Origin of the sequence: Microcoleus sp. Pol10D4, from assembly GCF_036701555.1 — a bacterium.
Lineage (GTDB): Bacteria > Cyanobacteriota > Cyanobacteriia > Cyanobacteriales > Microcoleaceae > Microcoleus.
The window spans coordinates 15,199-34,948 of the sequence record NZ_JAUBRA010000014.1; the positions used below are offsets into that span (position 1 = coordinate 15,199).

General features: G+C 44.4%; 12 protein-coding genes. 9 read left to right on the top strand and 3 right to left on the bottom strand.

Annotated features, from left to right (window positions below; translation table 11 throughout):
- The first annotated feature begins 246 nt into the window (after positions 1–246).
- Positions 247–3,156, top strand: a complete 2,910-nt coding sequence (locus tag QUA36_RS10100; protein ID WP_333457170.1) for an NHLP bacteriocin export ABC transporter permease/ATPase subunit — start codon at positions 247–249, stop codon at positions 3,154–3,156.
- Between the two features lie 666 nt (positions 3,157–3,822).
- Here the strand turns inward: QUA36_RS10100 and QUA36_RS10105 are convergent.
- The 3 genes from QUA36_RS10105 to QUA36_RS10115 form a co-directional block, all read right to left on the bottom strand.
- Complete coding sequence (locus QUA36_RS10105; protein WP_333160279.1) at positions 3,823–4,050, bottom strand: hypothetical protein; 228 nt, start codon at positions 4,048–4,050, stop codon at positions 3,823–3,825.
- Positions 4,051–4,125: 75 nt separating this feature from the next.
- A complete protein-coding gene (locus QUA36_RS10110; protein WP_333457172.1) occupies positions 4,126–4,338 on the bottom strand; it encodes a hypothetical protein in 213 nt (70 codons plus the stop codon).
- Positions 4,339–4,402: 64 nt separating this feature from the next.
- Positions 4,403–4,600 (bottom strand): hypothetical protein, encoded by a 198-nt coding sequence (locus QUA36_RS10115; protein ID WP_333457174.1) that lies wholly within the window; start codon positions 4,598–4,600, stop codon positions 4,403–4,405.
- A gap of 353 nt (positions 4,601–4,953) precedes the next feature.
- Here QUA36_RS10115 and QUA36_RS10120 point away from each other — a divergent pair, with 353 nt between their 5' ends.
- The 8 genes from QUA36_RS10120 to QUA36_RS10155 all read left to right on the top strand — a co-directional run bounded on the left by QUA36_RS10120 (position 4,954) and on the right by QUA36_RS10155 (position 19,655).
- Positions 4,954–6,234 carry a glycosyltransferase gene (locus QUA36_RS10120; RefSeq protein WP_333457177.1) on the top strand — a complete coding sequence of 427 codons (1,281 nt, stop codon included), beginning with the start codon at positions 4,954–4,956 and terminating at the stop codon, positions 6,232–6,234.
- A gap of 96 nt (positions 6,235–6,330) precedes the next feature.
- Complete coding sequence (locus QUA36_RS10125) at positions 6,331–12,810, top strand: AAA family ATPase (RefSeq protein ID WP_333457178.1); 6,480 nt, start codon at positions 6,331–6,333, stop codon at positions 12,808–12,810.
- Positions 12,807–13,838, top strand: a complete 1,032-nt coding sequence (locus QUA36_RS10130) for a response regulator (protein ID WP_333158399.1) — start codon at positions 12,807–12,809, stop codon at positions 13,836–13,838. Before QUA36_RS10125 ends, QUA36_RS10130 begins: the two co-directional genes overlap by 4 nt.
- An 84-nt stretch (positions 13,839–13,922) precedes the next feature.
- A complete protein-coding gene (locus tag QUA36_RS10135; protein ID WP_333457256.1) occupies positions 13,923–14,552 on the top strand; it encodes a response regulator transcription factor in 630 nt (209 codons plus the stop codon).
- A 140-nt stretch (positions 14,553–14,692) separates the two neighbouring features.
- Complete coding sequence (locus tag QUA36_RS10140; protein ID WP_333457180.1) at positions 14,693–16,855, top strand: flotillin family protein; 2,163 nt, start codon at positions 14,693–14,695, stop codon at positions 16,853–16,855.
- A 276-nt stretch (positions 16,856–17,131) separates the two neighbouring features.
- Positions 17,132–17,710, top strand: a complete 579-nt coding sequence (locus QUA36_RS10145; protein WP_333457181.1) for a ferric reductase-like transmembrane domain-containing protein — start codon at positions 17,132–17,134, stop codon at positions 17,708–17,710.
- Between the two features lie 102 nt (positions 17,711–17,812).
- Entirely contained in the window at positions 17,813–19,177 is a 1,365-nt protein-coding gene (locus tag QUA36_RS10150) for a WD40 repeat domain-containing protein (protein ID WP_333457183.1), read from the top strand.
- 118 nt (positions 19,178–19,295) lie between these two features.
- Positions 19,296–19,655: a DUF2470 domain-containing protein gene (locus tag QUA36_RS10155; RefSeq protein WP_333457257.1), complete on the top strand. Its 360-nt coding sequence runs from the start codon at positions 19,296–19,298 to the stop codon at positions 19,653–19,655.
- The last annotated feature ends 95 nt before the right edge of the window (positions 19,656–19,750 follow it).

Sequence of the window (19,750 nt, forward strand, 5' to 3'; positions counted from 1 at the left end):
TCCCTGTCTAATAGCTAAAGTCCTCTGAAGAGGACTGAAATGAGCGATGGTTTGATAGGGCTATTCAGTGTTGGCTATAGAGTCTTAGCTATTCAGTCGGTTTTAACCGACTTTAGCTATGAGACGGGGATTTTAATCCCCGGCGGATCTGTGGATTAGCCCGATCGATTCGATCACACTGTTTTCTTTGAGGCAGGGCTTTAAACCCCTGCCCGACTGGATATTACTAATTACCAATTACTAGCTATGCTCGATCTAAATCCTGTTAAGAAACTGCACCGAATTAAAGGAAATGAACCGCTGCTGCTGAATGACCCGCATCAGGTATGGATTGTTAAGTCGGGCGCGATCGCAGTCTTTGCAGCCAAGATACAAAGTGAGAAGCCTGCGGGCAACCGCCATTATCTGTTCGGCGTCGGTGCAGGCGAGGCTTTGTTCGGCGCTGCCCTGGGGGATGGGTGGGGAATTCTGGCGATCGCGATCGCCGAAACGGAACTGGAACCGATCGCGATCGCAGATTGTGCCGCTTTAGTTGCTGCTGGTGAGAGCAAAACGAGATCGCTGGTGCAAGGGTGGATAAAGCATTTGGGAGAACGGGCGATTCCCTACGGCATAGATCCGCTTCACGCCCCGGAGGAAAAAGTTGCCCCAGAAACTGCGGTTGTAGCAGCCTCGCAGCAGATATCGCTGCAAAAAGGTCAAATGCTGCGATCGCCGCCGGGAACAGTTGTCTGGGTGCGCGTCTCGTCGGGCGATGCGAGTGTCGGGGAATTGAAGTTAAATTCCGCTTCCCCAGCGTTTCCTTTGGCTGGGAATATGCTGCTGGTGGCATCCGGGGAAGTTGAGGTGCAAATTTTCTCAACAGCAGAGGTGGAAAATGCCGACTGGCTGCGCGCGAGTTTAGCTTTGCTGCACGAGTATTTTTGCTGCTGCTTGAACTTGCTGGTTTCCCAGCAAAAAGCAGAGGAATTTCGGCGCTTTCAGGAACGCGAACAGCTAAACCGCCAAGTAACTCAGACAGCTTTGGGAGATTTAACCGAGGTTTTGCATCCCCGGAAAACTGCCTTGTCTGAGGAAGGAACACCGCTGTTAATCGCTGCTGGGGCTGTAGGTAAGGCACAAAGTATAACCGTCAATCCCCCGGCGGGTTCGGAAGATTTCAGCCGAGTGAAAGATCCGATGGAGGCGATCGCGCGATCGTCGCAATTTCGCACCCGCCGCGTGCTGCTGGCTGGGGATTGGTGGCGGCAGAACTGCGGCCCGCTATTGGCTTATACAAAGTCCGACGATCGACCAGTAGCTTTGTTGCCTGGTAAGGGATCTCGCTATACTTTGTTCGATCCGAGCGATCGCAGTCGCAAACGAGTAACTAAAGCAGTAGCCCAAGAGTTGTCGCCAGAAACTCTAATGTTTTACCGGCCGCTGCCACTATTAGTTCGCAACGCTGCGGAACTGTTTCGCTTCGGGACGAAGGGCTACGAAAAAGACATGATAGCTGCTTTCGGGCTGGGGATATTGGGAACGCTGTTGGGGATGGTGACGCCGCAAGCTACCTCGATTTTGGTCAATGATGCTATTCCTGACAGCGATCGTTTGTTACTGTGGCAGTTAGGGCTGGTATTGTTAGTTGCGGCGATCGGACGGGCTGTATTTAGCATCGCCCAAACAATTCTGACGCTGCGGATCGAAAATGCTGCCAGCGGCACTCTCCAGCCGGCAGTTTGGGATCGAATGCTGAGATTAAAACCGGCATTTTTTCGCAGCTATTCTTCTGGCGACTTGCTGACTCGTTTATTAGCAGTTAATCAAATTCGCGCCCAACTCAGCGGCGCGACGCAGCGGACACTTTTGAGCGCCATATTTTCCCTGCTGAATTTGGGGCTGATGTTTATTTACAGCCTGCCGCTGACTTTAGTCGGAATTGGCTTAACTTTTCTGGCGGTTATAGTAACAGTCACATCCAGCTTGCTCTTAATCCCAAAAGAGCGGCAGATGGAAACAGGAGAAGGGGACATTAACGGGCTGACAGTAGAACTAATTAACGGAGTATCAAAGCTGCGGGTAGCAGCCGCCGAAGGGCGAGCCTTTGCAGCTTGGGCGAAAAAATACAGCCAACAAATTAAACTAAGAACGGGAATTAAACGAATTGACGACAGTGTTTCTGTATTTAACGAAGCGCTGCCGTTAGTCAGTTCTATTCTGATGTTTTGGTTTGCAATTGTGTTTATGCAAACCTCTCAAACAGAAGGAGGCGGACTGAATATGGGAACGTTTCTTGCTTTTAATTCTGCCTTCGGAACCTTTCTTTCCGGCATCACAGATTTGAGCAATACCTTAACTGATATTTTAGGAATTGTACCGCTGTGGGAGCGATCGAAACCGATCGTCCAGGGAATCCCGGAATCTGACGCGACAAAAGCCGATCCCGGCCGCTTGCAAGGTCAAATTACGATCGATAGGGCGACTTTCCGCTACCGGGAGGACGGGCCCCCAATTTTAGATGATGTCAGCATCAATATTCAACCGGGGGAATTTATCGCGATCGTCGGGCCGTCTGGTAGCGGTAAATCAACATTATTTCGGCTGTTATTGGGATTTGAAATAGCACAAAGTGGGACTGTTTATTACGACAATCAAGATTTAGCAGGCCTCGACGTTCAAGCTGTGCGGCGGCAGTTAGGAGTAGTGCTGCAAAACGGCAGAATTAATGCTGGTTCGATGTTTGACAATATTACCTGCGGGGCGATGGTAACGCAGGAGGAAGCTTGGGAAGCCGCGCAAATGGCCGGTTTAGCCGCCGATATCGAACAAATGCCGATGGGAATGCACACAGTTGTCAGCGAGGGTGGCACGAATCTTTCGGGAGGACAGCGGCAGAGATTGTTAATTGCCCGCGCGATGGTTGTCAAACCAAAGGTTATCCTGATGGATGAAGCTACGAGTGCCTTGGATAACCGCACGCAGGCGATCGTTACTGAGAGTTTGGATAAGTTGAATGTGACGCGAGTTGTCATCGCCCACCGCCTGAGTACGATTCGCAATGCCGATCGCATTTATGTAATTGAAGCCGGCCGTTTGGTAGAATTTGGTTCGTTTGAGGAATTGGTAAAACAGGGAGGATTATTTGGTAGATTAGTAGCGCGGCAGATTGAGTAGAGATTCAAGGTAAAACCCTTATCAAGAACGGGCAAGATGCCCGTTCCACAAGAAATTCACTCTTTGTGGAGCGGGCATCTTGCCCGTTCATAAAAGCCTGATTAAAAATGGTGCAACATCTCCTTTACATCCGTTACATCCCGTACATTGCTCGTTGCCGGACTGCTTATTGTTTTGTTAGCAAATCTGGCAACCACAACAAAAGTAGCAATAGCAAGCAGAGGATAACTAAGCCAACGCTAAATATTGTAGCGTTACTCATATCGGGGGCTTGCTGCATGAGGTATAGTGGCTGTATTGTATCCATAATAAATTACAGGTATTTTCTAGGAACCTAGGCTTGAATTTTCGTCCTGTCAACTTAAAATTTATGCCACAGTCAGACAGGGAATTAATTCCCTGTCTCATAGCGAAAGTCCTCTCAAAGAGGACTGAATAATATTAGATTCGGTCGCTCGACCGCAATAAGATTCGATCGCTCGTGCGGACAACAGTCCGCAAAATGCTGCGTACTGTTGTCCGGACTACAAACCTTTTTAGATCGCCCTCGAATCGACCGGATCTGATATAACTTATTAGTCCTCTTTGAGAGGACTTATGCTATGAGGCAGGGGTTTAAACCCCTGCCGGACTGCCGGACTGCGGGTGTAACGTTTTTAACTTGTGTTATGAACCCAAAAGTTCCAACATCTTCGTAGGGATTGTCAAGCGCAGTTTTGGAGGCGGTTGGTTGATTGTGAGAACAGGGATACCAGCAGCCCGAGCTTGATCGACAGCATCGGAACAGCCGCCCGCGATCGCCTCTAATTCCAATTCGTTCAATTCTTCAGCGCTTGAGTTTTCTTGTTGGGATTCGGACGGTACTTTTTGGAAAAATTTATTGTTGCTTTCCATTGATGTTTTCTCCTTGCACAATTAGTGCAATTTGTTTCCAAAAGCGATTGAACCAACTCCTAGGAAAGTTGCCTGCTATCCAACTTTTTTACCCGCAAATGCCTCATAATTGATCGGAGAGAAGCGGGGGATATTATGCCAATCTTGAAACATAAAACCCAAACCGCCTGCGAGCGCATCTAATTCCAATTCGTCCAATTCTTGATTAGTTGAATTTTCCGGTTCTGATGCTGCGATTTGGGACAACTCAGACGGTAATTCTTGCGAAAATTGATCGTTGCTTTCCATCAGATGTTTCCTCCTTAGATGTTTAAACTCAGGACAAGCGCGATCGCTTCTAGTTACAAGCAGCTCATTTCCCAAAATAGGACTGCATGTAGTTAATCAATTGCGTGGATATGCGGGGTTTCAGATAGTCCGGCACTGGGCCTTCGATTGTGAGAGTACGCATACCACCTGCGATCGCGTCTAATTCCAAGTCGTTCAATTCTTGATTTATTGAGCTTTCTTGTTCTGCTGCTGCTTTTTTTATGATGCTTTCACTCGACATGGAAGTTACTCCTTGTTGATTTTTTACAGCTAGGCTCTGGCTGGCCTATGCGTAAATTTAGTTTATTAAATTCCTAGGCTAAATTAGCTAGCTAAAAGTAGAGTTGTGAACCTATAAAAACAACTTAGTTTGAACTAACCTTTAGTTGAGAAGATTACCTGAACTTTTGGCTAGGTATCGCAGATCGCATACAACTATATACTGGTAACAGTCTCTTGCAATGACTAAAGCCTGCGCCCCATTACTGAGTTTCTCCAAGCGATAGCCCCAACGCCCCCACGCCCCAACCCCCCAACACAAACCACTCACCCCACTGCAATAAAAAAAGTTTAACCTCAAAGGAGCCTTTACTGATGACTCACTTCGGCATTCTCTGTCCGGGATTCAACAGCCACCTCAACACTATGATACCTTTGGGCTGCGAACTGCTTCGTCGCGGTCATCGAGTTACTGTATTTAACTTCCCTGATGCTAAAGCCACAACTCTAGCCAGTGGATTAGAATTCCAGTCATTAGCTGAAGATGAGTTTCCCCTAGGAACAAATGCAGAAACTTTGAGCCAACAGGGGAAGCTCAGCGGACTGGCTGCCTTTCGATCTTCTATTAAAACTTTTACCCAGATTTCGGCTGCTATTTTCAGAGAGGCTCCAAGCGCCATTAAAAAAGCAGGTGTAGAAGCTTTGCTTGTAGACCAAGTTTCGCTCGAAGGAGGAACGATCGCGGATTTTCTCAACCTTCCTTTTATAACAGTTTGCAGTGCCTTAGTCGTCAACCGAGAACCCAACATTCCTCCCTTTTGTACCCTTTGGCCGTACACTCCAACTTGGGGAGCACGTTTACGCAATCAAATTAGCTATCAGTTACTCAGTTTGGTTGTTAAACCGCTTCGAGGACCGATAGCCGAGTATCGCCGAAAGTGGAAATTACCTGTCTACTCTCACCCGAATGACTTTTACTCTAAACTCGCTCAAATCAGCCAACAACCCGCAGAATTTGATTTTCCCAGGCAAGATTTACCTGCACACTTCCATTTCACTGGCCCTTATGACAACAGATCCACGCGCAAACCAGTCCCTTTTCCTTTTGATAAATTAACTGGCAAACTATTGATTTATGCTTCGATGGGAACTGTGCAAAATCGCTTGCTGGATGTTTTTCAAATAATCGCCTCTGCTTGTGAAGGATTAGACGCCCAATTGGTAATATCTCTCGGCGGCGGTGCGACTCCCGAATCCTTGCCGCCCTTGCCGGGAAATCCGCTCGTTGTTGGTTATGCACCACAATTAGAATTGCTGCAAAAAGCCACTCTCACGATTACTCACGCTGGGATGAATACGACTTTGGAATCATTGAGCAATGGAGTACCGATGGTGGCAATTCCTGTGGCCAATGATCAGCCGGGAGTGGCGGCGCGGATTGCTTATACGGGTGTTGGCGAAGTGGTTTCTTTGAAGGAATTGAGCGTTTCTAAAGTCCGATCGGCAATTGTGAAAGTGCTAACCCAAGAGTCGTATAAACAAAGGGCGATCGAGATGCAAGGGGCGATCGGGCGATCGGGCGGAGTCAAGCGCGCCGCTGACATTATCGAACAAGCTGTATTGACTGGGAAGCCTGTCTTGGCTTCTAAAATCTAAAATCTAAGATGTGGAGTCAAATCTAAAATCTAAAATCTAACATCTAAAATCGACTGATGGCTCACGCACATCTTGTGTGAGGAGCAAATTTATGCTATGTTCGACTGCAAAGTTGACCGCAGGCTGAATATGCTCACTTTTCCTGGCGTTGAAGTCACAGAGCTCATCTACGAAAGCGCAAACTCCCTGGTTTACCGAGCATTCCGACAACCCGACAGTCTCCCCGTCGTGCTCAAAGTCCTTAAAGAAAATTATCCCACACCCCAAGAACTCGCCCGCTATCGCACAGAGTATAAAATTACACAATCTCTGAATCTGAGTGGCTGTATAAAAGCCTATGATTTGCAGCCATATCAAAACACGCTGGTGATGTTTGTCGAGGATTTTGGCGGCGAATCCTTGAAAATTTGGATGCAGCAGCAAAAATTTAGTATTGAAGAATTTCTCAGAATTGCGATCGCCACTACAGAAAGTTTACAACAAATTCACAGCGCCCACATCATTCACAAAGACATTAACCCTTCAAATATTGTCTTCAATCCAGCTAACGGAAAACTCAAAATTATCGATTTTGGCATTTCCACGCAGTTAACGCGCGAGAATTACACCATCAAAAATCCCAACATTTTAGAGGGAACTCTTGCTTATATGTCGCCGGAACAAACCGGCCGAATGAACAGAAGTTTAGATTACCGCACGGATTTTTATTCCCTGGGGGCTACCTTTTACGAACTGCTGACCAACAAATTGCCTTTTGACACCAATGATGTGCTGGAATTAGTACACAGTCATCTCGCTAAACAGCCCTTATCTCCCTGTGAGGTGAATCCCGAAATTCCGCAAATTGTTTCCGATATTGTGATGAGGTTGATGGGGAAAAATGCTGAGGAGCGCTATCAAAGTGCGATCGGAATTAAAGCGGATTTAGAACAATGTTTAAATCAACTGCACAGCAATAACAACATATCAGTTTTTCCCCTAGGTAGTCAAGATATTTCTAACCGTTTTCAAATTCCGCAAAAACTTTATGGCAGAGAGGAAGAAATTGATAGCTTACTAACAGCTTTTGAAACAGTCAGCAGTCACAGGAAAGATGCCTGTGCCACAAGTTCAATGATGCTGATTTCGGGATATTCTGGTATCGGTAAATCAGCTTTGGTGCAAGAATTATACAAACCTATTACTCAACAGCGCGGTTATTTTATCTCCGGCAAATTTGACCAATATCAGCGCAACATTCCCTACAGCGCCATTGTCAATGCTTTTCAGGATTTAGTCAAACAACTGTTAGCAGAAAGCGAAGCAAATCTCAAAGAATGGCGGGAAAAATTATTAGACGCATTGGGAATCAATGGTCAAGTCATTATTGACGTAATTCCTGAAATTGAATTAATTATCGGCAAGCAACCTGCGGCGCCAGAATTGGGTGCGGCAGAAGCGGAAAACCGCTTTAATTTTGTGTTTCAAAACTTCATTCAAGTTTTTACCAAACCCGAACATCCTCTGACAATATTTATCGATGATTTGCAGTGGGCTGACTGGGCATCTCTGAAACTGATGCAACTGCTGATGAATGCTTCGCCAGCCGGACTGTTTTTTATTGGGGCTTATCGGGATAACGAAGTTTCTGCGGCTCATCCGTTAATGCTAACAATTGAAGAGATTGTCAAAACAGGGGCAAAGGTCGATCGCATTTCCCTGTCCCCTTTGGACTTAGCCACGGTTACTCAACTGATTGGCGATGCCCTGAATTGCCCGGAAGCAAGAGTCAACTCCCTTGGCGAGTTAGTGTTTTTCAAAACGGGCGGGAATCCTTTCTTTATGAATGAATTTCTCAAATCGCTTTATACGGAAGGGCTATTACAATTTGACTTTACTCCTCTGCCTCACCAAGGGGGGACACAGGGGGGTTGGCAGTGGGATTTAGAGGAAATTCAAGCGAGGGGATTCACTGATAATGTTGTCGAATTGATGGCTGGTAAAATTAAACAACTACCACAGAATACCCAGGAAACTTTAAAGCTAGCAGCCTGCATTGGCAATCAATTCGAGCTGAAAACGCTAGCGTCACTTTGCGAAAAATCTGTGCAACAAACGGCGGATGATTTGTACGCAGCCGTTGCTGAAAATTTAGTCGTGTTGCTTGGGAATATGGGAGATGTTGAATTAGAAATTGCAGGTAAATCACCCAGTAACCAATCCGTAGAATACAAGTTTGTTCATGACAGAATTCAGCAAGCTGCTTATTCCCTGATTGATGAACAGGATAAGCCGATCGTCCACAAACAAATAGGACAACTACTACTGCAAAATATTCCCATTAACAACCGAGAAGAAAAAATATTTGATATTGTTAACCAATTAAATTTCGGCTTAGAGTTGATTGTTCATCAGCAAGAAAAAGATGAACTGGCAAAATTAAACCTGATAGCAGGTCAAAAGGCTAAAGCAGCAACTGCTTATCAGCCAGCTTTTAACTATATGCAAACAGGTATAAAATTGTTGGCAGAAAACACTTGGGTGATGCAATATAACCTAAGTTTGCAGCTTTATCAAGAAGCCACAGAGGCAGCTTATTTTTTTGGGGATTTCGAGCGGATGGAAAGTTTAGCTGCCATCGTCCTGGAAAATGCTAAAATCGCGGTCGATGGAGCCAAAATTTATGCTCTTAAAATTCAAGCAGCGCTATCTCAAAGCAACTTTCAAGAAGGCATAAAAATTGGTTTGTATTTTCTACAATTATTGGGTATAAATTTACCAGACAACCCAGACATGAGGGATGTTGAAAAAGGATTTGAAGAAACAAAATCACTTTTGGCTGGCAGGAAAATAGAGGAATTGCTTGACTTGCCCGAGATGACACAACCTGAACCTCTGGCAGCTTTATTGATTTTATCAAGACTAATGGGGACTACCTATATAGCTAATCCCAACTTAATGATATTAATGGTTTTAACTAATGTCAATTTATCGGTCAAATATGGAAATTCTATTTTGTCGGCTTTTGCTTATGCGACATACGGCGTTGTATTGTGTGGGATTGTTGTAGATATTGAGTTGGGTTATCAGTTTTCCCAATTGGCATTAAAGTTAGTAGAACGCTTTAATGCCCAGGAAGTCAAGCCTAAAGTTTTAGATGCTATTGCCCATCACATTCTTCCTTGGAAAAAGCATTTAAAAGAAACTAGAGCGATGTTATTAGAAGCTTATCAGAGGGCGGTTGAAACGGGAGATGTAGAATTTATTGGTCATGTTTTATTCGAGCGACCTTTTAATTCTTATGCAATGGGATTTGAACTTGGGAAACTAGAGCAGGAAATCGTAAATAACAGTGAAATTATTAGAAAATTTAGACTAACAAGTTGCTTAAATTATCTTTCTATGTTTTTAGAGGTGGTTCACAATTTACAAGCTAAGTCAAACAATACTATTCAGTTGATAGGAGATGCTTACAATGAAGAGGAATCGCGGGATGTATATCTATTAAATAATGACAAACACGGGTTGTTTTTGCTTTTTTTAAACAAACTGATTTTAGGTTTTTTATTTGAAGATAATTATGTATCGCTCGATAATGCAGACCTGGCACAACAGTATATAAGTGGCGAAACAGGAATAGTTGCTGTTCCGATATTTCACTTTTATGATTCTTTAATTTATTTAAAATTAGCGAGCGATCGAACACCAATTGAGGATAAAAATAATTGGATCGAGCGAGTGACTCTCAACCAAGAAAAAATGCGTAACTGGGCGCATCACGCCCCAATGAATTATTGGCATAAATTTTATTTAGTTGAAGCTGAAAAAACGCGAGTTTTAGGTCAATTTCTGGAAGCGATCGACTATTACGATCGCGCAATTTCCCTTGCCAAAGAAAACGAGTACATCCACGAAGCCGCCCTCGCTTACGAACTCGCCGCCAAGTTCTATTTATCGAGAGGGAAAGAATTAACAGCTAAAGCTTATATGCAGGAAGCTCGTTACTGCTATCAACTCTGGGGTGCCGTGGCTAAAGTTAAAGATTTAGAAACGCGATATCCGCAATTATTTACGCTCGATCTACCTACAAAGAAAAACATTTCAACCACTACATCAACTACGGGCAGCCCTTCTAGTTCTTCCTTGGATATCGCTACAGTCATGAAAGCTTCCGAGGTCATTTCTGGCGAAATCCTACAGGATAAATTACTATCCAGATTGATGAAAATTTTGATTGAAAATGTCGGCGCTCAAAAAGGATATTTAATTTTAGAAACCCAGGAAAAATTGCTGATTGAAGCTGAAGGTGTAATGAATGATGAACAGATAACAGTGTTGCAATCTGAACCAGTAGAAAATTGCCAGGAACTTTCCGAAACAATTATCAATTATGTCGCCCGAACCAAAGAAAATTTAGTATTAAATGATGCGACTCGTGAAGGAAAGTTTACGAATGACCCTTACATCAAAGCACGTCAGCCTAAGTCTATTTTGTGTGCCGCTTTGATGAATCAAGGTCAAGTGGCTGCTATTGTTTATCTCGAAAATAACCTCACCGCCCAAGCTTTTACTCCCGATCGCCTGGAAGTTTTGCAATTGTTATCGGGACAAGCGGCGATCGCACTTACCAATGCTAAACTTTATGCGGAAGTAAAAGAACGCGAAAACCGACTGACTCAATTTATCGACGCTATGCCGATTGGAGTAACAGTAATTGACAGCGCCGGACAAATTTCCTACGCAAATCCCACAGCTTCCCAACTCAGCGGCATCAATTATATACCAGAATTAAATGCCGCTCAATTTGCCGAAATCGGTCAAGCTTATTTAGCAGGAACTAACGAGTTATATCCCACCGCACAAATGCCAATCGTGCGTTCTTTGGCGGGTGAAACTGTCAAAGTAGATGATATAGAGTTCCACCGACCTGATAAGACTGTTTCCTTGGAAGTTTCCAGCACACCAATTGTGGATGAAACTGGCAAAATTAATTATGCGATCGCCACATTTCAAGACATCACCGATCGCAAACAAGCCGAAAAAGTTTTAGCTGATTACAACCGCACTTTAGAACAGCAAGTGAGCGATCGCACTCTTGAACTCCAGCGAGAAATCATCGAGCGACAACGAGCCGAAGACGCCGCACAAGAAGCCAACCGAGCAAAAAGTACATTCCTCGCAAATATGAGCCACGAATTGCGGACTCCCCTCAATGCAATTCTCGGATTTTCCCAATTAATGAATCGCGGTTATAACCTATTGCAGGAACAGCAAGAACACCTGAGTATTATCACCCGCAGCGGAGAACATTTGCTCGAACTGATTAACCAAGTATTAGATTTGTCCAAAATAGAAGCTGGACGCACGACTCTCAACGAGACCAATTTTGACCTCCACCGACTGCTGGACGACATCAAAAATATGTTCCAACTTGCTGCACAAAATAAGGGATTGCAGTTATTAGTAGATCGGATGCCAGACGTTCCCCAATATGTGCAAACTGATGAAATAAAATTGCGCCAAATCTTGATTAACCTGCTTTCTAACGCGATTAAATTTACCTCCGAAGGCGGCATTTATGTGAAAATTAAAAATCAGGATTTGGCTCAGCAAATCTGCTTTGAGATAGAAGACACGGGAGCGGGAATTGATGTTAGTGAGTTAGACAAGATATTTGAAGCTTTTGTTCAAACTAAAACAGGGGAAGAATCGCAACAAGGAACAGGATTAGGTTTAACGATCGCACGTTCTTTTGTGCAGTTAATGGGAGGTGAAATGACAGTCAGTTCTTGTGCTGGAGGCGGTACTATATTCAAATTTGACATTAAAGTTAATGCAGTTGAAAAGGCCGATCGCCAACGGGAACAGCCAACCAGACGAGTTATGGCGATCGCACCCAATCAACCCCGCTATCGAATTCTCGTTGCAGACGACGCTTTTGACAACCGTCAACTGCTAGTTAAACTGCTTTCTGCGATCGGTTTCGAGGTTTACGAAGCCAAAAATGGGATGGAAGCAATAGAAAAGTGGGAGCAATATTCGCCGCACTTAATCTTTATGGATATGCGGATGCCGGTGATGGATGGTTATGAAGCAACCAAACAAATTAAAGAGGGCAACCACAGGGGGATTGCCCCTACGGAAAACGATGATTTTGTAGGGGTAGTGCCCCCGTGCCTACCCCAGACAGCAATTATTGCCATAACAGCAAGTAGTTTTGAGGAAGAGAAAGCCGTTATCCTTTCTACCGGGTGCGATGATTTTGTTCGCAAACCATTTAGAGAAGCAAACATATTTGATGTTCTCCACAAACATATCGGAGTACAATTCGTTTTTGAAGAACTAAATGCTGCGGCCAGTTTCACAGAAAATGAAGTAAATGTATTGACAAAAACCGCTTTTTCTGAACTGCCTCCTGAGTTAGTAGCCAATCTCCAGCAAGCCATTAGCAATCTCGATTTGGAACAGATGCAAACAGTCATCAATCAAATTCGCGAAATCAATCAGCCCTTAGCGAGGGCGAGCGCAGCTTGCATTAAAAACTTTCAGTACGAACAGTTGCTAAATTTAATACACACATTGAGGGATGAGACATGAACAAAAACCTCAGTTTTACCCGCGAAGAAAGTATTTTAGTTATTGATGATTGTCCTGAGAATTTAAAACTTTTAAGCGGGATACTATCAGCCGCCGGATATAAAGTTCACCTAGCTCCCAGTGGGAAATTAGCTCTAAACTTTATCAATGCCAACTTACCAGACTTAATTTTACTCGATATTATGATGCCTCACATGGATGGCTATGAAGTCTGCGCTCAGCTCAAAGCTACTCCGAAAACTCAAGATATTCCAATAATTTTTATCAGCGCTTTGCAAGAAATTTTCGATAAGGTAAAAGCCTTCTCTGTGGGCGGAATAGACTACATTACAAAACCTTTTCAACAACAAGAAGTTTTAGTCCGCGTCGAAAACCAATTACGTCTGAAAAGGATGTCTCAACAACTCATAGACCAAAATATTCTCGAAGAGCGCAACCGCATGGCGCGGGAAATTCACGACACTTTAGCACAAACTTTTGCAGGCATCATCATACATTTGGGAGCCGCAGAACGGGTAATATTAGCGAATCCAGAACAAGCACAAGCACACATAAAAACAGTCTGCGAATTGGCTCGCTCTGGACTTGCTGAAGCGCGGCGATCCGTAGAATCTTTGCGCCCGCAACTGTTAGAAGATGGCGACTTGTATAGCGCTCTAAACCAAATTGCTAAACAACTGTCATCAGATACAGATACGCGCACTATTTTTGAAGTGGTTGGCACAGCCTATTCCCTACCATTAGAAATAGAAAATAACCTGTTGCGAATCGGGCAAGAAGCATTAACAAATGCTTTCAAATATGCCCAAGCTACGGCGATAAAAATTGAGTTGGTTTACGAAATATCCAAGTTTCTTTTGCGCGTGCAAGACAACGGACAGGGATTTGACACGGAAAGTATGGGTTTTAGGAATGGCTTTGGTTTATTGGGGATGAGAGAACGCGCCGATCGCATTAACGCGCAACTAATTGTAAACAGCAGCCCCGGAAACGGAACAGAAGTTATAGTTTCAGTTAATCGCCAGTAAAGTAAGGTGCACATTTCGCACCATACATAGTAAGTTTGTAGTTAGATTTTCAGTTTTTTTTGATAAAATTAACAGGGAAACATGATTAACCAATCAGATATTATTCGCGTTTTAATTGCCGACGATCATTATATTGTGCGGCAAGGTTTAGTGGCGCTGCTGGAGCAGGAATCAGATGTTAAAGTTGTGGCGCAAGCAAGCAACGGGCAAGAAGCTGTGGCAATGTTTCGCCAACATCAGCCCGATGTAACGCTGATGGATTGGCGGATGCCGGTGATGGATGGAGTCGCCGCTATTGCTGCGATTTGTGCGGAGTTTCCCAGCGCCCGGATTGTGGTGCTGACGACTTATGACGGCGATGAAAACATCTATCGCGGATTGCAAGCTGGTGCAAAAGGCTATCTGCTGAAGGATGCGGAACCAGAGGAGCTTTTAGCAGCAATTCGGACGGTTTTTGAGGGTAAAAAGTATATTCCGCTGGCAGTGGGTGTTAAGTTAGCCGATCGCCTGAGTGGCCCTGAATTGAGCGATCGTGAATTAGAAGTCATCCGCCTCATAGTCGCTGGTAAAAGCAACAACGAGATTAGTGAAATGCTGCACATCAGCGAAAGTACCGTCAAGTTTCACATCAACAATATTTTGGGCAAATTAGGAGTTAGCGATCGCACGCAGGCCGCGATTTCCGCATTAAAAAGAGGGATTGTCAGCCTGTAGTGTAATTATAAGCATTTTTACTAATAAATATGACTATTATGAGGGCAAATAATGATAAATAAGACCTTAAGTTTTAGGTAAAAACTTTTTAGTAAGGCTAAGCTGGAGCTCATAGGACAAATTAGCCCTGCTCAAAAAAAATGCTTTATTCATTTTTGTCCAAATCTCAAGTCAAAGTCCGCGTTTTAAAACATTTAGCAGCCGCTGTTTCGGCGTCTTTAGCTCTTAGTGCAATTAGCAGTTTGAAACCCTCGCCGGTATTAGCCACTAGCAATATCCCCCCCGCAAATCAAACCTCGGCTCAGTTAGTCGCACAACCTGATTCTAGCTTGCAGCTAGGGCAGTTACGCAGCACTGTTCCCGTGCAGACAATGCAGCTCGCTCCGGGCGGATTTATCCCGATCGCGATCGGCGGTATGATAATTATTCTGGTGCTGCCGCTATTTTTTGGCGGATTGGTAGTAATTGGCGATCGCGAAGTTGGCATTGTCAGTAAAAAGTTTAGCTTCGGCGGCAAGTCTTTACCGCCCGGAGATTTAATTGCCTTAAACGGAGAAGCAGGATATCAAGCTGATACTTTGCCCCCCGGTTGGCACTGGGGTTATTGGCCTTTGCAATACAACGTTCGCAAAGAGTCTCTGACTGTAGTTCCCCAAGGTGAAATTGGTTTAATTATCGCAGCAGGTGGCCAGTCAATTCCGCCGCAGCGCATCCTCGGCAAAATCACAGAATGTGATAATTTTCAAGATGCTCGTCAATTCCTCAAAGGCGGCGGCGAAAAAGGTAGACAACTCGGCATCTTGACAGGCGGTAGCTATCGAATTAATACAGCATTATTTACAGTAATTACAGCGGCTAATGCTGCCAAACACGGGATGACAGCAGAACAGTTAAAGCTGTACAGAATTGCCCCAGATAAAGTAGGGATTGTCACAACTTTTGACGGCGTTCCGATTCAAGATGGCGAAATTGCCGGCGCGATTATCCCGAATCACGACAACTTCCAAAACGCGCAAAAATTTATCACCGCAGGCGGGCGGCGCGGTTTGCAGGAACAGGTTTTGCTTTCCGGTTCGTGGAACTTAAATCCTTGGTTTGTCGGGGTTGACCAAGTGGCGATGACCGAAATCCCGATCGGCTATGTCGGCGCGGTTATTTCCTATGTCGGTAAAACCTCGGAAGATGTGAGCGGCGCTGCTTTCACTCACGGAAATTTAGTAAATGTCGGCAATAAAGGCGTTTGGGTAACTCCCCTTTATCCGGGCAAACATCCGCTGAATACTCGCATTTTGAAAGTAGAGTTAGTGCCGACTACTAATATAGTATTGAATTGGTCTGGCAAAACAGAAAGGCACAGTTACGATTCTAAACTTTCGTCTTTAACCGTGCGTTCTCAAGACGGTTTCGCCTTTGATTTAGAAGTAGCTCAGATTATTCACGTCGGCGCTTTGGATGCTCCAAAAGTGATTTCTCGCGTCGGTTCGATGCAGAATTTAGTAGACCACGTTTTGCAGCCGACAATCGGGAATTATTTCCGCAATTCGGCTCAAGCTTATTCTGTATTAGATTTTCTCTCCGCAAGAAGTGGCAGGCAAGCGGAAGCCGCCGAGTATATCAAAGCAGCTTTGCGTACCTACGACGTGCAGGCAATTGATACTTTAATCGGGGATATTTTGCCGCCTGCAGAGTTGATGCAAACTCAAACGGATCGCAAAATTGCTGAGGAACAGTGCAAGACTTATGAGGTGCAGCAATTAGCACAAACTCAGCGGCAACAATTGGTGCGGGAAACGGCGCTGGCTGAGATTCAACAAGAGATGGTGAAATCCGAACAAGGCGTGAAAATTTCTGAGTTGAAAGCAAATTCTCAGGTTAAACAAGCTCAAGGTGAAGCTGAGTCGATTCGGGTGAAGGGAAATGCTCAAGCTGAAGCTTATCGCGCGGGTGTTGTAGCTTTGGGAGGTTCGGGTTATACGGCTTTGCAGTTAATGCAAATTATAGGCGATCGCAACGTGCGAGTTGTGCCGGATGTTGCGGTAACAGGCAACGGTAGCGGTGGCGGTTTGGTTGATGGTTTGCTGGGAATGATGATGTGGAATCAAACGAGCAAAAATGGAGAAAATGGCGGGGAGTTGCCGGTAGTTAACCTACAGAAATCGGAACCTGCGACCCAGTTATCAGTAGCCCAGGTGAATTCTGTTAAGCCGTCGGCATCTGGCCCTAATTCCCCTGTTGCGAATGCTGAGGCTGATATTGATTCGCGGTTTGATGAATTGCCGTTTGACGATCGATCTTTTAGTTAGGCTGTGCAGTTTGTAGTGAGGAGTTCAATCCTCTCTTATGGAAAGGGGTCTTACCCGTTTGTAGTTTGGCGCCATACCTAGCCAAAAGTTCAGGTAATCTCCTCAATCCAATGTCAGGATTAGCTGACATTGGATTGAGTTAAAGACTGAACTTTTAACCAGCTCAGCTATTCTTGCGAAGACTTTTTATCAACTTAAAGGTTAATTGACATGGCTCTTTCCCAATGCTAGCCTAGGTAGAATTAAAGTTTACCTATTTAGCAATGAGAGTAATTCATGCAACTTTTAACCATGGATTTAGATACATTTTCTCAGGCGAGTCTCCTGGGATTCGCGGCCTTAACAGGCTATATTCTCACACTGCTTCCCACAAATTTGAGAATGGTTTTACCAATCACAAAAAAAACTGGCTTTCCCCAATGGTTGCTGAAATATCGCCGCCTCATTGGTCTGCTTTCTTTCTTTTTAGCTGTACTTCACGGATTCATCTTTTTCAAACAAAGAAACTTTGATGTTTTCGATATCACAACTTATTTTGTTTACTTCCAGGGAGTAGCCACATTCATTATTTTTACTCTTTTGGCTATCACGTCTAATGATTGGAGTATGAAAAGGCTCAAGAAAAATTGGAAAAGATTGCAGAGTCTCACTTACCTTGCTATGTTTTTAGTAACCTGGCATATCTGGGATAAAATGGCCGGTCACTGGACATATTTAACGCCTGTTGGAATTGCAGCTATAACCGCCATAATAGTTTTATTCCTCTGCCGCACCTGGATTCAGCGCCAATCTAGACAACAAAAACATCAGCCAAAAGAAGGCAAAGTAACAGTGCTAAATAAAAGTGTTGAATAGCATTTCTCAAAGTGAGAATCCAGACGAAACATCAGCGATAATTTGCCGGAATTGAAATCGGGGAGTTTTTTTTACATAAACTGAGTTTGGGAGGCCATATTTATGATATCAAAAGCAGTTAAATGGAAAGTTTCAGCAGCCTTGACATTAACAGCAGTTGTAACTGCGGCAGGTATCGGCTGGTCTAGGTCACTTTCGAGATCCGAAACAACTCTATCTCAGTTAAAACCGGGGTTGCTCACTCAATATTCTAGCAATTTTAAAGATAATTCAGGGTGGATTTACGCGATCGCACTCAGTCCAGACGGCAAAACTTTAGCCAGCGGCTGTTATAGTGGCATTATCAAAATCTGGAACTTGCAAACCGGCAAATTGCTTTACACCATAAAAGCACATACCGATGCAATTGAATCCCTCGCCATTAGTCCTGATGGCAATCTTCTGGCTAGCGGGAGTTGGGATAACCGGATTAAATTGTGGAATCTCAAAACTGGCATACTCATCAATACCTTGAAAGGTCATGCGGATGATGTCAAGGCAATAAGTATCAGTCCTGATGGAAGGTTACTCGCTTCTGGCAGTACCGACAAAACTGTAAAATTGTGGAATTTTCCCGATGGCAAACTACTGGGCACACTTCCCGATACAGACTGGATTCAATCTGTCGCTTTTAGCCCAGACAGTAAAATTTTGGCAACCGGCAGCGAGAATGGAACTATCAAGATTTGGTGGCTTGATGATGGCGGCAATTACACGCTGACTGGGCATTCCGGGCCTGTGGAATCAGTTGCTTTCAGCCCTGACGGGAAAACTTTAGCGAGTGGCAGTGCGGATAAAACTGTTAAGCTGTGGCAGTTTACAAATGGCAAAGTTCTGCACACATTAATAGGACATTCCGGCCCGGTGCTCTCAGTTGCTTTTAGCCCGGATGGACAGGCTTTAGCTAGTGGCAGCTACGACAAAACTATTAAGTTGTGGAACTTAAAAACAGGTGAACTGATAACAAATTTTGCGGAGCATTCTAAGCCAGTTTGGTCAGTCGCTTTTAGTTCTCAAGATACTGTCTTAGCCAGCGGTAGCGCAGATGAAACTATTAAGCTTTGGCCTGTACCTGTCCCGCTTGCGACTCAGGTTAACTCTCCTGCGCCAGAGGTAGAGGCAGCACCTTCTGAAATTATATCCCCCGGTGAAATTGCACAGTTGAACCGGAAAGTTTACGACCAAATTGACAAGAGTTGGCGCTCGACTCCCACCTTCAGCACTTCATTAGTTTATCGCGTTGCCGTGAATGAAGAAGGGGTAATTACAGATTGTCAGCCGCTGAACCAAGCAGCGGGTGATTTTATTCAACAAGTTTCTCTTTCTTCGTTTCGTAAGGCTGGTAAAAATCAGGATTTTTCTCAATTTAAGGTAGTCTTAAAACCCTCTGGTGTTCTGGAAGTCAGCCCGTGGGAAGGGTGGAGCTAATCCTACTAATTATCTAGAAAATTCGGTTTGATGAGGGATTTTTGAATTACTGAATCGCTCGATATTATTGTCTTCTGGTTCTTCCTTCTTTCTCCTTTTATTTCACTCATAACTCTTGATGCAATTCATCGCGGTTGAAAAGTTTGTACCGATCGCAGTACAATCGATCGATATTGCATCTGAGGAATCTCCCATGTCAGAACAGTTTTCCACTGAGATTAGCGATCGCATCTGCACTCACATGAACGAAGACCACGCTAGCGCTGTCGTGCTATATGCTCAAGCATTTGGCGACCAACCGCAGGCAACGGAAGCTCAAATGCTCGCTATTGATGCTAACGGCATGGATTTAACAGCTAAAGTCAACGACGAAACAGTGCCCGTTAGAGTTAAATTCGATCGCACTTTAAAAGACGCCGAAGATGCTCACCACACTCTCATTGAAATGGTGAAACAAGCTCGAAAAGTTGCTAAGTAGCCAACTGGTCACTATTCTGTTATAATTTTAACGTTCGCAGTACAGACTTTAGTCCGGCTAAATAGTTGTTAAGGAGTCAAGTCCTTACTACAAGC